Raw genomic sequence first — 14,490 nt, forward strand, 5'->3', positions numbered from 1 at the left:
TCACCGCCCACTACTACAAGATGCCGGTGAAGAACCGCCCCCGGGGCGGGCCGCCCAGCGAGTCCGTGAACGCGGCCGAGATCCGCGCGCACCTGCTGCGCCTGCAGGACGCCCGGCTATTCGCCCACACCGGCAGCTACGAGATCGACCGGCAGCACAGGACCCAGGCCGGTAGTGACCTGTGGTCGGTGTTCACGCAGGCGTTCCTAACCGCTCAGGCGCTGGGCTTCCACCACTCCGGCCAGGGCACCGAGCTGCTGATCGAGCGGGCCTTGGCGGTGGCTGCCGATCCCGCCGTCATCGATACCGTCCAGCGGATGGGAGGCGGATCCGCCGCTGGCCCCGAGCTGGCGAAGGACCCCGCTGCCCGAGAGCCGGGCACCGCGCCGACGCTCAGCTGGGCAGCCATCAATCGCCTCGCTCTGCTCTACGACCGCCTCGACGACTGGCACCGCGCCCACTTCCCGGAAGAGGGCCGGACGGGCGCCGCCAGCGCCCGCAGCCGATCGCGGACCGCAGCCCCCGACGTGCCGCAGACGAGCACCGGGCCGGAAGGCCCCGCGCCGGGGCCCCGCCCGCGACGGCGATGACACACCGCCCCGGCACGCCCCGATCCGCAGCACCGCCAACTGAACACCCCGACCCCGTCGACCACCAGGAAGTCCGCATCGTCACGCCACCCCCCGGAACCAGGTCGTACGAGAACGCCTCCGCCGACCTCGGCTCCATCCTCCGTACCACCGACCCCGCCTCCCATCCGCGCATCCTTACCTCCCACCTGACCGACTACCTCACCAGCACCTCCGACGAGCGCAACAAGTTCCTCCCGGCAGCCATGGCCGCCGCCGAGGCCGTCGACGCCCGGCGCGCCTACATCTACTGGCACAGCAACCAACTGGAGCGGCCCCCGCTGCCCGAACTCCCCGCCGCGGTAACCGCGCTGGCCGTCGACGTCCTCGACGTCATCCTCTCCGACGCCCAACAGCTCACGGACAGCTGGTCCCACCGCGACACGGGCGAGCAGTGGCTCGTACAGGTGGAGGACCTGCGGCAGAACCTCGACCCGCAGCGTCCGTTCACCACCGCCTACACCGCTCCACCGCCCAAGGCGGCCTGGATCGGCTCGCAGGCCGTGCTGGAGCGCCTGGGCTACCACGGCTACCGGGCCATCCACCGGGACGCCACCGGGCAGATGGCCCAACTGGGAGAGGAACTCTACCGGGTTTCGCGCCGACTGGACTGGGTGAACGAGCGGGTGCTGGCCGCCGCGCAGCGCGCCCTTGCAGAGGTCGACGTCGCCCGCGCGGAGCTGGAGGCGATCGTCAACGGCACCGAAGCCGACGCCGGCCCCCGGCAGGTGCCGGCCTTCTTCGAGATCGCCGAAGACCTCCGCCTGCGGGCCGACCTGCGCTCCGACCTCGGCCCGCTGCTCGACGACTACGAGGCCAGCAAAGCAGATAGCCAGCCCGAACCGCTCTCCCGCGCCGAGGCTGCGGCCCTCCGCACGAAGCAGCACTTCTCGCCCTCGGGCCCCACCCCGCCGCCGCCCCGGGACTACAGGCCGCCGCCGATGCGCCCCCGCCTGTGAGCGGGGCGCACCGCGAAGTGCCGCCGAACTCCCGCCCCCTCACTTCCCTCCCGCCCGACCGGAGATCCGCCCATCGACCCCGTCCCCTTCTCCATCCTCGCCGACTTCCGCGTCGGCGGCCTCGACCCTGCCGGTACCGCCAGCGCCGAGGCCGACGTCCACCTCGGCGCCATGGACCTCGAAGCGGTGTCCGAGCAGCACCGCCGCGACGGCGACGACTCCTACCTCGTCTTCTACAACGCCGCGCACGCGTACGGCGACGTGCCGGGCCTGCCCGCAATGGTCGCCGTCCGCATCCAGCGCGATCGCGCGGCGGGCACGTTCGAGATGGAGTACGCCTGGCACCCTCTGGCCGCCATGGCCGAAGCCTGGCTGGTCCAGCGCGGCGCCGACCCGGCGGCCTTCACCCGCCAGGGCCCGATCGGGCCGGCCGACCGGGAGACCGAGCGCATCGAAGCGCTGCTGCGGGGCTCCGTGAACCGGTTTGCCGTCCACGACGACTACAGCTTCGACACCGTGCCGTACGACACCTGGGTCATCGCCACCGACACCCAGGCCGCCGACCCCGCCCGGCCGGTGCGCGTCTTCCACGACCGGCGCCAGGTCGACGACGACACCTACACCCTGCGCGAGGGCCACTTCGCCACCGTCGAGGATGCCCGGGCGTGGACCGACGACCCCGACTCCCCGCTCCCGCCGGCCGCCCTCTCACCCAGCGCCCGCGCCGCAGCGGCCCTGCTCGGCACCTCCTCGGCGGCCGCCGGCTGGGCCCGCGTCGTCAGCACCCCGCCGAAGCCCGATGCCCAACCGCCGAACGCCAGGCGTCCTCCGGCCCGCTGACCTCCCTCACCCCCCGTTCCCGCACCCTCGGCGGCCACCTCCGACCCTCTCGCCCCCGTCCGCCGCGGCCAACCGAAGAGGAAACTCCCGACCATCACCACCTCCATTCACGTCCAACCGCTCTACCTGGCCGGCCCCGGCGACACCTCCACCGTCACCACGGCGCTCACGCGTCTGGGTTGGACCGTGGAGCGGGAGGACTCCCTCACCACCCTGCGATCGCCTTGCGCATCAGCGCGGCTCGAACAACCGGCCGACGACAACCTCTGGTTCCTGGTGCATACCGATCCCGAGAGCCATCACGACTCGTGGTCGGTCACCTTCACCGCCGGCACACCCGCCGAGATCCTCCGTGCCGCCGCGCTCACCGTCGCCCACTCACTACGGGGTATCGCCCCTACCCGGCTGGAACGCCTCGGCGTGCCCAGGAGCCTCATGCCCGGCAGCGGCTGGACACTGCGCGAGCACTGGAGTACGAGCGCCCTGGTGCGCGCGTGGACGTCGCCTGACCGCCAGGCCGTTGTCGAGTTCGACCGCCGCCCCTCCAGCCCGGAGAAGTTGACCATCACGGTCAAGTCCGGTCGCGACACCGACGGGGGATGGACGGCGGCGTTCGAGCACGATGTGCCGAACCACGTCGTGAACGCCGCACTGGAGCTGACTGTCGGTGACCGCAGTGCCGTCCGCCCGCTGAGCGCTCTTCCTGCCGCGAACCTGACCCAGCTCTCCACCCCCACCCCGGCCGGGGGCCCGATCGACCGGCGCTCGGCGGCCCTCTCCCTCTCACGCCCCGTCCGCCTGCCCCTGAGCGCGGTGCGCCCGCCCTCCCCGCAGCCCCCCGCACCGGCGGCACCGGCAGCCGAGGGCCGGCGACGATGACCGACACCGCCACCGCCTGGCGCGAAGAGCAGCACCGCGCCCTGCTGTGCTTCAGCGAGGGCCTCGCCGCGCGGCTGCCCGGCACCTGGGCCGCCGGCACCACCGACATCAGCACCGGCACCACCCGGTCCGACCTGCACGAGCAGCTGTGGGACCACGCCGTCGCCGACTGGATCCTGGGTGCATTCGCCTACCAGCGCGCGGGAATCGTCACGGACGGCGGACTGCGGGCGCTGCTCGTCCTGCCTCGCCCGCACCCCCACACCGGCCAGTACGCCATCGCGCCCCTGCTGCCCGAATTCCTCGGCAGCGCCAACGACTTCGAGGACCTCAGCCCGCACGGCATCACCGCCGGAGCCGACCCCGCCCGGGCCGCCTCCGCCGTCCGCATCCGGCTGCTGCCCCGCTACGACGACGCCCTGCGCACCGTGCTGGCGAGGGAGATCGGCCCGAGCACGCCCAGCAGGACCGGCGCCACCGCTGCCGAAACCGACCCGGAATCCGAGGAGATACCCATCTACGCTTCCGACGGCCGCCGCTGGCAGAACGATCCGCACGACGCCCAGGTACTGCGCGAGGCCGTGCGGTGCCTGCTGCTCGCCGCCGAAGTGCGCTTCGACGAGGAGCAGACAGGTGCCTCGGACGTCCTGGCGGGCGGCGGCGAGTACATCTGCGACCGCGACGACCTCCATCCGGACCTCGCGCCGATCATCGAGTCCGCCGCCCTCATCGCGGTGCTCGGCGCCGCCGGCCTGCGCGTGCACTCCCTCCTGGACCCGGCACTGCCCGACCTCGTGGAGCAGTTGGAGTCCTGGACGGAGGAGCGGCAACGCCAGGCGTTCCAGCTCGCCGCCCAGCTCCTCCTTCCTCACCCCGCCGACCGGCACGCTGCCGCGCGCGTCCGCTCCACCACCCTCCCGGCGGCAGTGATCCGCTCCGCCACCGGAGCGCCGCTGCCCGCCTCCGCCCCGCCGGCCGCCCACCTGCCGGCCCGACCGACCTTGTGAAGGAACCCGCTCTGCCCACCGCCCCTGACCTGCTCGTCCGACCGCTCCACCTCGCCGGCCCCGGCACCGGCAGCGAGGACATCGTCTCCGACCTCGTCGACCACTTCGGCTGGAGGCGGCCCCGCAACCCCTACGGCACCCCGATACTCCGCTGCCCCCAGGGCAGGGCGTGGCTGACCCGGCGCTTCGACTTCTTCGGTGACTCCTCCGGTTGGGAAGTCGATATCTCGGATCCGACGTGGACGCGCGTGCCCTGGTCGGTCAGCTTCGACGACGCCGCCCCCGGCGAGATCACCGCCACCGTCCTGTCCACCCTCGCGCATCGGCTGGAGTACTCGCCCTGGGACGCCTACCATCCGGCGCCCGGTTGGGACGGTGCCCTCGCGGTGCTGTGCGAAGCCGGGTGGGCGCTCGGGCAGCGCGACGGCCACGACGTCCTGCTCGCCCCCGACCGCCTGGCCGCCCTCACCCGCCCCCTGCACAGCGACAACCCCTCCACCGTGCTCACCGGCGCCGCCTCCCACGGCACCTGGAAGGTGACCTTCAGCTCGCACGCCCCGGCCTTCCTGCTGCACAGCGCCGCGGCCGCCCTGCTGCGCCCGGCGCTGCGCTCGGCCGCCGAGGTGCCCTCCGCCCACCAGGAGCGGATGTCCCTCGAACCGCTCCCGCCTTCGCCGGGGCCCCGCGTCCTGGTGTCCCCCCGCTACCTGGCCGGCCCCGCGGCCCGAGGGCCGCTGCCGCCGCGCCCCTCCGGCCTGTGGCACGCCGCCGAGTCCGGCCAGGTGGTCAGCTCCTGCGGGCGGGCACGCGTGACGGGAAGCCCGGAGGACGGTCTGCGGGTGTCCGCGAGGCCGAAGCCCCTCGATTTCAACTCGGAGTGGAGGGCGCACTTCACCCCGAGCACGCCCGCCGAGATCACCGACGACTGGCTGGACTTCCTGACCGACTCGGTGGCCGCCGACATCGACCTCGGTACCGCATACACGTTCTCCCAGGAGGAGGACATCACCCTGGGCGAGGTCGTCGAGCCGCTCACCTCGGCCGGATGGAGCGCGCACTCCGGTGCCACCAGGCTGCGCCTGGTCGCGCCCGGCGGCTACGCGAGCGCGAGCATCTCGCACGGCCGGGGCCTGAACTTCCCGCAGACCACGACCGCCGAGGCCCTCGCCAGCCGCCTTCAGGGGGGCGCGGACTTCTACGTCTCCGGCGCCCCCGGGCGCTGGCAGGCCCACCTGTCCCGACTCACCCCGCCGTACTTGGTCCGCGCGCTGGTCTCGGTGCTCGCCGACCCGGCCCCGCTCCTGCGCGACGGCGATCGGATCCCGAGGCAGCTCCTCACCTCCGTACGCCTCGCGGCCACCGCACCGCAGCTGTCCTCGGCCGCCGCCGCCTCGCGCGTGCGCAGCCGGCGCACCGCCCCGGCACCCGGCACCGCCCCGGCCGACCCCCGCCGGACGCCGCCAGCAGCCGACCCGCCGGCCCGCCGCACCACGCACACCCGATAACCCCACCCGTACACCGGAGACTGCCCTGTCCACCAGCTTCCGCGACCTGATCGAGCGCCAGGACTGGGCCGCTCCCTCCGACATGGTCGCCGTCACCCCCCGCCACTTCGTCGGCCGCCTGCGCGACGGAGCCCGGCTCGTCACCGAATTCCTCACCGACCGCGGCTGGCAGCAGCCCCGCGAAGACCGGCTCATCCGCCCCTGCGGCCGACTCGGCGTCCACCTGCCCAACGGCGCCCCCACGCGCTACGACCCCTGGCCCAAGTGGACCGTGTGGGGCGCCCAGCACCGCGGGGCCCAGGTCGCCTGGAGCCTCACCGTCCGCACGTCCGTCCCGCCCGAACTGCTGGCCGCGACCGTCACCGAGGCGGAAGCCGTCTTGGACGAAGCCCCGGACGGCACCCGCGAGCCCTACGTCCGGGGCCTGCTGGCCCTCGGGCTGATCCCCCTGGCCCGGGCCGGCTGGAGCGACGAGGTCGACCCGCGCGGCGCCGTGAGCTTCCGCCCTCCCGACCTCTACGCCAACGCCGTCGCCAGGATCCCCTCCGGCCTGCACGAGCTTCGCGGCACACCCGCCGCGACCGTCTCCTCCTACGGCCCCAACAGCTACTGGGACGCCGAGTTCACCGCCGGCACGCCCTCACGCATCCTCGCCGCGTTCGTCAGCGAACTCGCCAGCGACCAGCCCCTGCTGCGCACCGCCGACTTCCTCGACCTCACGCTCACCCGCCCGCACGTCACCATCCGCTCCCTCACCGCGGAGGGCGAGGAGAGCCTCTCGCCCGCGGCACTGGCGGCCCGCACCAAGAGCAGCACCCCCGCCCCGGCCCCCGTGTCGGTCTCCTCCACCCCGCCACCTGCCTCGGCCACCGCCGCCCCGGCGAACACCGCCAGCCGGTAGAGCACCGCGCACCGGCACCGACCCCCGCGAACGGAACCCATGCCCGAGCCCACCGACCCGATCGACGCCGTCTCCACCGCCGTCCGCGGTATCCAACAGGCCATGGCCGACTGGGACGCGGTCAACGACTCCTACTGCGACACGGACGGCCAGATCGTGGACATGGACGGCTGGGAGAGCGGCATCGCCGCCCGCGACCTCGCGGCCTGGCAGCACTTCCAGGCCGTTCTGGAGCACGGTGCCTCCTTCCTGCTCCTGACCAAGGACGCCTCCCGCCCGAACACACCCCACCTCCACCACGCCCGCCGCACCCTCGCGAAGACCCTCGCCACCGCCCACCGCACCCTCCACACGATGATCGGCCCCCCGCACCAGGGCGGCCACCCGCTACCGGACGAGGAGGACGTCGCGGCCGAGATATGGCACGAGATCGTCAGCTGGGCCGAGCACGCTCCCGTCGTCCTGGACGCCCGGCGGCGCGACGACGCCACCTTGCCCGGACCCAACCAGGCGGAGCGGTCCCGGCCCGTGCGCGCCGCCTCCGGCCGGATGCCCCAGGTCGCGCACGAAGCCGTCCTCGCCGCCGCCGCCCATCCCGACCACCTCTTCGGCGAGCGGCTGCACCAGCGCACGCTGGACTACCTGACCGACCGCCAGATGGCCCAAATCCGGCCCCTGCCCGACGGCCACCAAGTCGTCCGCGACCACCGGTTCGCGCTCGCCGTCCACCTCACCGAGGCCGGCCGCCAGTACGCGCGCGGACAGGGCGCCCGCGCCCTGCGGCGCCGGGCGGTCGTCGTGGCCTGCGGCTCCCGCAAGGCCGCCCCGGCACCCGGGGCGACCACCGTGCCGGCCGGAGACCTCTACACCGGCAGCTACCACCAGGCCCTTCGCCGCACCGCCGACGTCCTCAACGGCGCCTGGGGCACCGTCTACATCCTGTCCGCCCAGGCAGGGCTGGTGCCCACCGACCGCCTTCTCGCCCCCTACGACGTCCGCATCACCGACGCGAACGCCGTCACCGGCGAGCAACTGCGCCACCAGGCAGACTCGTTCGACCTGGACCACGCCGACGTGATCTTCCTCGGCGGCGCCGAGTACGCGCACGTCCTTCACCGCGCGGTCCCGCACCGCGCGATACCGCTCGCTGGCACCCGCGGCATCGGCGAGCAGCTGCGACTGCTCAAGCACGCCCGGGCCGACACCGACGAGGGCCGCCAGCTGCGCGCCGCCTGGTGGAAACAGGCCGAGCACCAGCGGGAGTCCATCCGCACCCAGCCGCCCGCCCGGGGCATGGATCTCCGGCTCCCGGCCGCCGCCCCCGCCAGCCGCTCCGCGCGCAGGCGCTGACCACCGCTTCGGCGTGACCGACTCCCGCCGCTCTCGTTGTACCCGCTGACGGGCGGCGCGCTCCGTCACCCCCCTCGGTACGCGCCGCCCTCCGCTCACCGCCCCGGCCCCCACACCCCGCAGCCCGCCTCATGGACGCTGGTGACCATCACCGTCCCGCCCAGCGCCACCCTGCGGGTCACCGCCACCGTGCAGCACAGCGCCGGCTCCGGCACCCCGCCCGGCCGGGCCCGCGGCTCGGGCGGGCTCTCGGTGTCCGGCTCTCCACGGCCGGCGGCGTGCTGCTGAAACTCGTACAGGCTGATGCCGAGCTGCGCCGCACGGGCGCGGCGCCGGTTCCTACGGGGTCCGCGACGGTTCACCGCACCAGGATGCCCCCACCGACCCTCGTCTGTGCGGAACCCACCCGTGCCAGGCCGCCCCGGATGTCCGGTCTCGGTGATCTTGGCGGAGTCTCGGGCAAGGTGGCGGTCTCCGCGTCGGCATCCTTGGGAGATGGCAGACACGGCCCAAGCCGACTATGGAGCGGCAGGTCAGCTGGTGGAGTGGAGCAGTGTCCTGGAGGTGACGAGTTGGCCGGACCTGACGGCTTCTACCGCGGAGACGAGCTCTTCCGGCGGGTCGGCTTTGGTCATGTAGCCGAGGGCTCCGGCCCGGAGCGCGGCGGCTGCGTCGGCCGGTTCCAAGGAGAGGGACAAGGCGAGGATCTTCACTCGTGGGGCGAGCTGTTCGATGACGTCGAGAGGGTGATCGAGCCTGTCCAGGTCGAGGATCAGGAGCTCGTACTGAGAGGGGTCGGGGAGGTCTGCCGGGTCATCGACGTCGACCACCACGCGCAGACCGCTCCGTACGGCGTGCATCAGTGCGGTGAGTCCTGCGCGGATGGGGAACACGCTGACGATGGCGACGTGCGTGATCGGTTGGGCCTGCTGCTCTTGCACCTGGGGAGGGCGTGGCCCGGCCGTGGCTGCTTGCGGAGCCGGCAGGGGCAGGGGGAAGTCCAGCAGTGAGGCGAGGTAGCGGCGTCCGAGCGGTTGACCGCGCCAACTGCGTTCGGTGGGCGAAGATGTTCCGGCGAGTCCTCGCAGTGGGCGCCACAGGCGGTCGGTCAGCCCGCTCATGACGTTTTCTCCTCTGTTCGGCTTTCGGGTTGCTGCCCTGACGGGGTTGGTACGGAGCTCATCAGCGCCGCCGCGAAATCGGCGTTTCCGGCCTCCGGGGAACGGCCGGCGATCATGTCGCGGACTCTGTGACTGGTCGCGAGCTGTCTCAGGAGGGCGGGGGCGGATGCCCCGGCCGCGATGGCGGCACCGGCGCCGACGACCTGGCCGTGCAGGGCCCAGCCAACGACCGCGCCAAGAAGAACCCGGCTCACGGCAACCAGGGCGTCCGCGATCGGATCCATGAACTTGGTGATCGTCGGCAGCTTGCGCCGTCCGGCCTTGCGGGCGCGACGCCGGGCTTCCTGCCAATCGATCAAGTGGCCGAAAGTGGTGACGGCTTCTATCAGTAAGCCGCCCAAGGCGCCGTACCCGGCGGCATGGGCCCAGTCCATGTCCCCCCATTGATCACTGGTATCGGATCTGACGTGGCAGCGCGATGAAAACACGTCAGCTACTTCCTTGCATACCCCGCCCTCAGAGTTTTGCAGAGTCGAAGGGCGGAAGCCGGGCACCCCGTACGCCCTGATAGCTGGAAGGGGCCGCTGCCACGGTTCGCTTATTGATCATGGCGTATCCGGCTCCCTGGACGTAGCCGGTGCTTTCGTCCGGAGCGTGCAGCCTGGTGTTGACGGGGCTTCGCCATGTTCGTCATCCCCACCATGAATGCCGATGTGGCGACTATCCCCTTGTCCGAGACCCCGCCATCATCGCCGAGACCGGACACCGGAGGCCGAGCAGCGTGCAGTGCGAGGGAACGCGGGCGCGGTGTTCGCCTCCGGCAGACACAACCCACTACGCGAAGCGGTCGAAACAGAGCAAACATGGACGTTCCTCGCCACCTGACAGGAAAGGAACGCCCCATCACCTCCGCTCCCGCCGCTCCGGCCGTCAAGATCACCAGTCTCTTCGCCTCTGTCCAGTACCTGGCGATCGTCGGTACCGTCTCCACTGCCTCCACCGCCGCGGTCTGCGCGGTCCTGCACCACGTACTGCTGAGCACCGCGCTCGGCCTGACCTGCTGCCAGCAGGTCAGCCTCCAGATCAAGCTCCACCGGCTCCAGGGCGTCGCGGTGGCCGCCATCCAGGTGCCGCCGCAGCGCCACCCCTTCGAGTAACTGCCAGCAGGCCCCGCCCTCGCACCGATCTGGAGAAGCCGTGAAGCTGCCCGTCCGCACCCGCAAGTCCGCCATTCTGCTCTGGGGCGCCGCGAGCGCCGTCCTGGCGGCGACCTGCGCCTTCCTCGCCGTCGACGATGCCCTCCGCGACGATTTCCGCGTCGCCTGGCACCTGATCGTCACCGCCCTCGCCGTCTTCAGCCTCTGGGGCGCCACCGCCACGTACGACCGGATCACCGACACCGAGGTCCTGCGCCACCTGCACCTGGCCCGGACCCCCAGCAGCGCCGCCAACCTCGCCCGCCACCTCGGCCGCCGGCCCGGCCCGGTACACCTGAGCCTGCTGCGCCTGGTCCGCCGGGGCCAGGCCGTGCAGGCGGACACCGTCAACGGCGCCGCCCGCTACACCGTCCGCTGACCGGCGCAGCCCGCCGGTGGCGGGAGTGCTGAAACACGTAGGGCCCGCACCGCGAACGCGGTGCGGGCCCTACGTGTTTGTCGTGTCGGTCTACTCCGGGGCGGCGGCGCCCTGCGGCCTGCCGGTGCAACGCGGACAGGCCCGCCGGATCTTCGGCGAGCTGCTGCTGGCGCGGGAGCGCCGCTCGGGTTCTTACCCGACGTAGGTGTAGGCGAAGAGGCCGTCGAAGCCGAGGCCGCGGTACATCTCCTCCATGCTGGCCCACTCGGTCTCGGGGCCGGGCTGGCGTGCGCCGGCCACGTCCTCGGCGTCTAGGTCGCGTTCCTTCCACTCCATGGTGCAGCGGCAGCGCACGAAGACGTCCGCGCCGATCTGGATCAGGAGCCAGTCGCGCTCGGCGCCGCAGGTCGGGCAGGTGATGAGGGTGCCGCGCGGGGTGAGCGGCGCGGGGTGGGGGATGGCCAGGACGACGGGCGGCTCGGGCGCGGGCTCGGGGGCCCGGCCGAAGCGGTAGTGGCTGAATCGGGGAGTCTGTCGGGGGGTGTGGGGGTCGCGGTCGTCGGGAGTAGTCATGGAGCCCCTCTCGCGTGGTGCGGTGCAAGAGGGTAAATGCCCGGAGAGGGCGCCTAGTTCCCGAATGTCCGAATTCTTCGGTGTGGGGTGGGTCACTCCGCTTCGTGCTGCCGACCTTGTCGGGTAGGGGAGTTGGCGGCGGCGGGGTTGTCGGTGGGAGGGTTGTGGTGCGGCGGGCCCGGTGTGAGCAGCGCGTCGGGCCCGCCGCGGTGGGGTCAGCCGGTCGTGGTGACGCGGATGTCGAGCAGCGCGGTGGTGTCCGCGAGGTGCTGGAGGCATATCTCGGCGGTGGTGCCGGTGGCGACGATGTGCGCGACGCGGGCGGTTGCGAGGTCGCCGTCGGGCGGCAGGGCGACGTGGTCGCCGATCTGCTTCTCCCACACCAGGCGCTCCAGCCAGGGCTGGGCGTCGAGGGCGCGGTCGGCACCGGCACGGGTGAGTACACCGGTGGCGGGGGCGTAGAGCATGGTGATCGCCGCGGCCCGGCGGCGGGTGGGCGTGAGGTCGGGCGGCAGGCCGAGGGCGATGTCGGCGGCGGCGAGCGGCAGGTCGATGCCGGTGGCCTCCTTGACGAGGTGGGGGATCAGGTCGCCGCCGAGCCTGCCGTTGACTTCGATCAGGCGCGGGCCGTCGGCGGTCAGGCGCATCTCGACGTGGCTGACGCCGTGGGTGAAGCCGAGCGCCGAGAGGGCCGCGACGGCGACGGGGCCGGCCACCGTCAGGAGCGGATCGCCTGCCTCGACGGAGTGGCCGACCTCCTCGAAGAACGGTTCCGGACCGAGCCGCTTGCGGGTGACCGCCACGGGCGTGGTGGCTCCCTGGACGGTGACGCACTCCACCGATATCTCCGGCCCGTCCAGGTACTCCTCCACCAGGACGCTGGCTCCGTCGTCGTCCTCGGCGGCCAGGGCGGCGTGCGAGAAGGCGGAGGCGAGGTCGTCGGGGTGCTCGGCCTTGACGACGCCGAGGCTCCCGGCCTGCCGGGCGGGCTTGACGACGACCGGGTACCCGATGCGGGCGGCCGCCCGTTCGGCTTCCTCCAGGGTGGCGACCGGGACGCTCTGCGCGGAAGGAACACCGCAGGCCGCGAAGCGGGCCCGGCTGGCGGCCTTGTCCCGGCAGGCCATGGCGGTGGCGACCGGGTTGCCGGGGAGCTCCAGGAGTTGCGCGGCGTGGGCGGCGCCCACCAGCGAGAACTCGTCCCAGGTCAGGACCCCTCGGATCCCGTTCAGCGCGAGGTCGTTCACGGCCTCCAGCAGGTCGTCGAGGTCGTCGAGGTCGGCGACCTCGAAGTCGTCGATGTACGGGCGCTCCCAGTCCGGTCGGCCGCGCCCGATCAGGGCGACCCGGTGGCGGGCGGCGATCTGTGCCAGCGTGTACTCCCGGTAGGCGCGGTCGCCGGCGTTGACGACCAGCAGCGTGCCGGGCGGAGTCGAGGTGTTGTCGCTGTTCATGGGGCCTCCCAGAGGGTGCGGGCGATGCAGTCGGTGCCGCGGTTGGCGCGCGGGCGGGAAGTGGTGGACCAGCCGGGGCGGGGTGGACGTTGAGCGATGACCTTCCAGCCGGCGCCACGAAGGCTTGAGCCGCTCTCGCCGCTCTGGGTGTAGGTGATCAGCCGCCTGTAGCCGAGCGCCCTGGCCGCGCGCCAAGAGGCTCCGAGGAGAAGCGAGTTGGCGTTGAACGCTCCATCACTGCAGGTGCGGGTGACTTCCAAGGTCATCCCGTCATCCAGGTGGCGGGCGACCGGGCGGCCGGTGATCGCGACGGCGCGCAAGGTCTCGTGCTGGTCGGCCGCGCCGACGGCGAAAATCTGACCGGGAGGGGGCCGGTGATGCCTGTGCCATAGGTCAACGAAAGCGGCGGCTTCGCGGGAGCGGACTGGAACCAGGTGGAGGGTCACGCCGGTCCACCGCCGCAGGGTTGCGGTACAGCGGCCTGGTGTTCGGCGGCCGTGGGGGCGGAGGCCGGGGCTTTGCGGGGCATGGAGTCCTTCGGTTCGACGGCGGGGTGGCGGGGCGAGCGGGACGGCTTTGCCCGTCGGTCTGGTCGGTGACGGTTCACCAGGAGGTCGAGGGGGGCAGGTAGGGGAGCGCCTGGTTGCCGATGCGCTGCGACAGGACGGTCAGGGCACGGGCGGTGGCGGGGTCGTTGCCGGGCAGGTGGACGACGGTGCGCAGGACATCGGGCCGGTAGCCGAGCCGCTGCTTGGCCCGGTAGTTCGCCCGGCCGGCGTCGATGCGGCGGGCGCCCTGCTCGATGGCCCAGCGGGGCGCTTCGCTCATCAGCCAGGCGTAGGCCAGGCGGCCGGCGGGATGCCGGTAGTCGATGCCCGACGCCCACAGGTAGAGGCAGTCGTCGTGGAGCCAGCTGTACAGGCCGCCGACGAGCCGGTTCTCGGCGCGGGCGGCGAGCAGGACGGCACCGGGCACCCGGGCCAGGCGCTCGAACATGTCCAGGCCGTACAGGGGGCAGCCGTGGCGCTCGGCGGTGCCGACGGCCAGGCGGGTGAACTCCGCCAGGTGCGGCAGCATCCGATGTGCCGTCAGGGGGTCGAGGGCGAGTCCGGCTTCGGTGGCGCGGCGCCACTGCCGGCGCACGTCGCGGCGGTGGGCGGTCGGCGTGTTCGCCCACCAGTGCTCCATGCCCTGGTGCGGGTCGAGGTCGCGGACGTGGGCGACGTCGGTGGCCAGGTCGAGGACGTGGGCGGTGCCCCGGCGGCGGCCGGCGGCGGCGAGCCGCTGCGCCTGGTGGGCGTCGAGCCCCGGGTACACGACGGCGTGCCCGCCGAGTTCGCCGGCGAGGTCGAGTCCGGCGCGGGCGGTCAGGTCGGCGAGCGGCTCGGTGCTCGCGCCGGCGCCGCCGTACTGGCCGTGCGGGCTGCCGGAGTACAGGACGGGGCCCGGCCACACGGGCGGGACGCCGGCGTCGACTTCCTGGCTGGTCCAGTAGGGGCTGCCGTCGGCGGGGACGAGGAAGTAGGGCACCGTCTCGGCGTGGCCGGCGTCGGTGGCGTGGAAGTGGCGGTGGGCGAGGACCTGTTCGGTCGTGAGGCCCTCCCACGCGGCGCTCCAGGCACGGGTGCGGGAGGGGTGCGGTGCGCGGTGGCTGTCTCGGGGTGCGGCGGTGGCGGTGGCGTACCAGGTGCCGGTGG

The 14,490-nt window shown here is 73.0% G+C and carries 18 protein-coding genes; 12 read left to right on the plus strand and 6 right to left on the minus strand.

Going from position 1 to position 14,490, the window contains the following annotated elements; translation table 11 throughout:
- Positions 1 to 26 precede the first annotated feature (26 nt).
- From ACIP60_RS13370 to ACIP60_RS13410, 9 genes are all read left to right on the plus strand, one after another.
- Positions 27 to 590, plus strand: a complete 564-nt coding sequence (locus ACIP60_RS13370) for a hypothetical protein (RefSeq protein ID WP_400683111.1) — start codon at positions 27 to 29, stop codon at positions 588 to 590.
- On the plus strand, positions 587 to 1,588 hold the full coding sequence (locus ACIP60_RS13375; protein ID WP_400683113.1) for a hypothetical protein: 1,002 nt from the start codon (positions 587 to 589) through the stop codon (positions 1,586 to 1,588). Before ACIP60_RS13370 ends, ACIP60_RS13375 begins: the two co-directional genes overlap by 4 nt.
- 171 nt (positions 1,589 to 1,759) lie before the next feature.
- Positions 1,760 to 2,428 (plus strand): hypothetical protein, encoded by a 669-nt coding sequence (locus ACIP60_RS13380; protein WP_400683116.1) that lies wholly within the window; start codon positions 1,760 to 1,762, stop codon positions 2,426 to 2,428.
- 186 nt (positions 2,429 to 2,614) lie between these two features.
- Entirely contained in the window at positions 2,615 to 3,307 is a 693-nt protein-coding gene (locus ACIP60_RS13385; RefSeq protein ID WP_400683118.1) for a DUF317 domain-containing protein, read from the plus strand.
- The gene (locus ACIP60_RS13390) at positions 3,304 to 4,314 is read left to right on the plus strand and encodes a hypothetical protein (protein WP_400683120.1); all 1,011 of its coding nucleotides are present in this window, start codon (positions 3,304 to 3,306) and stop codon (positions 4,312 to 4,314) included. Before ACIP60_RS13385 ends, ACIP60_RS13390 begins: the two co-directional genes overlap by 4 nt.
- Positions 4,311 to 5,819, plus strand: coding sequence for a hypothetical protein (locus ACIP60_RS13395; protein ID WP_400683122.1), 1,509 nt, complete (start codon positions 4,311 to 4,313; stop codon positions 5,817 to 5,819). The genes ACIP60_RS13390 and ACIP60_RS13395 overlap by 4 nt, the downstream gene beginning before the upstream one ends.
- An 82-nt stretch (positions 5,820 to 5,901) precedes the next feature.
- A complete protein-coding gene (locus ACIP60_RS13400) occupies positions 5,902 to 6,720 on the plus strand; it encodes a DUF317 domain-containing protein (protein ID WP_400683125.1) in 819 nt (272 codons plus the stop codon).
- A gap of 39 nt (positions 6,721 to 6,759) precedes the next feature.
- A complete protein-coding gene (locus ACIP60_RS13405; RefSeq protein WP_400683127.1) occupies positions 6,760 to 8,070 on the plus strand; it encodes a DUF6884 domain-containing protein in 1,311 nt (436 codons plus the stop codon).
- Positions 8,071 to 8,211: 141 nt separating this feature from the next.
- Positions 8,212 to 8,358 carry a hypothetical protein gene (locus ACIP60_RS13410; RefSeq protein ID WP_400683130.1) on the plus strand — a complete coding sequence of 49 codons (147 nt, stop codon included), beginning with the start codon at positions 8,212 to 8,214 and terminating at the stop codon, positions 8,356 to 8,358.
- 245 nt (positions 8,359 to 8,603) lie between these two features.
- Here ACIP60_RS13410 and ACIP60_RS13415 read toward each other — a convergent pair whose 3' ends face one another.
- Positions 8,604 to 9,191, minus strand: coding sequence for a hypothetical protein (locus ACIP60_RS13415; RefSeq protein WP_400683132.1), 588 nt, complete (start codon positions 9,189 to 9,191; stop codon positions 8,604 to 8,606).
- Positions 9,188 to 9,625, minus strand: coding sequence for a hypothetical protein (locus ACIP60_RS13420; RefSeq protein ID WP_400683134.1), 438 nt, complete (start codon positions 9,623 to 9,625; stop codon positions 9,188 to 9,190). Before ACIP60_RS13420 ends, ACIP60_RS13415 begins: the two co-directional genes overlap by 4 nt.
- Before the next feature lie 429 nt (positions 9,626 to 10,054).
- Here ACIP60_RS13420 and ACIP60_RS13425 point away from each other — a divergent pair, with 429 nt between their 5' ends.
- The 3 genes from ACIP60_RS13425 to ACIP60_RS13435 all read left to right on the plus strand — a co-directional run bounded on the left by ACIP60_RS13425 (position 10,055) and on the right by ACIP60_RS13435 (position 10,971).
- On the plus strand, positions 10,055 to 10,348 hold the full coding sequence (locus ACIP60_RS13425; protein ID WP_400683137.1) for a hypothetical protein: 294 nt from the start codon (positions 10,055 to 10,057) through the stop codon (positions 10,346 to 10,348).
- Between the two features lie 40 nt (positions 10,349 to 10,388).
- Entirely contained in the window at positions 10,389 to 10,766 is a 378-nt protein-coding gene (locus ACIP60_RS13430; RefSeq protein ID WP_400683140.1) for a hypothetical protein, read from the plus strand.
- 82 nt (positions 10,767 to 10,848) lie between these two features.
- Positions 10,849 to 10,971: a hypothetical protein gene (locus ACIP60_RS13435; protein ID WP_400683142.1), complete on the plus strand. Its 123-nt coding sequence runs from the start codon at positions 10,849 to 10,851 to the stop codon at positions 10,969 to 10,971.
- Here ACIP60_RS13435 and ACIP60_RS13440 read toward each other — a convergent pair.
- From ACIP60_RS13440 to ACIP60_RS13455, 4 genes are all read right to left on the minus strand, one after another.
- Positions 10,959 to 11,339: a hypothetical protein gene (locus tag ACIP60_RS13440; RefSeq protein WP_400683144.1), complete on the minus strand. Its 381-nt coding sequence runs from the start codon at positions 11,337 to 11,339 to the stop codon at positions 10,959 to 10,961. The genes ACIP60_RS13435 and ACIP60_RS13440 overlap by 13 nt on opposite strands.
- Before the next feature lie 215 nt (positions 11,340 to 11,554).
- Complete coding sequence (locus ACIP60_RS13445; protein ID WP_400683147.1) at positions 11,555 to 12,793, minus strand: ATP-grasp domain-containing protein; 1,239 nt, start codon at positions 12,791 to 12,793, stop codon at positions 11,555 to 11,557.
- Complete coding sequence (locus tag ACIP60_RS13450) at positions 12,790 to 13,239, minus strand: XF1762 family protein (RefSeq protein ID WP_400683150.1); 450 nt, start codon at positions 13,237 to 13,239, stop codon at positions 12,790 to 12,792. Before ACIP60_RS13450 ends, ACIP60_RS13445 begins: the two co-directional genes overlap by 4 nt.
- Positions 13,240 to 13,396: 157 nt before the next feature.
- Positions 13,397 to 14,323: a GNAT family N-acetyltransferase gene (locus ACIP60_RS13455; protein ID WP_400683152.1), complete on the minus strand. Its 927-nt coding sequence runs from the start codon at positions 14,321 to 14,323 to the stop codon at positions 13,397 to 13,399.
- Between the last annotated feature and the right edge of the window lie 167 nt (positions 14,324 to 14,490).

Origin of the sequence: Kitasatospora sp. NPDC088783 (genome assembly GCF_044750705.1) — a bacterium.
In the GTDB taxonomy this organism is placed as follows: Bacteria; Actinomycetota; Actinomycetes; order Streptomycetales; family Streptomycetaceae; genus Kitasatospora; species Kitasatospora fiedleri.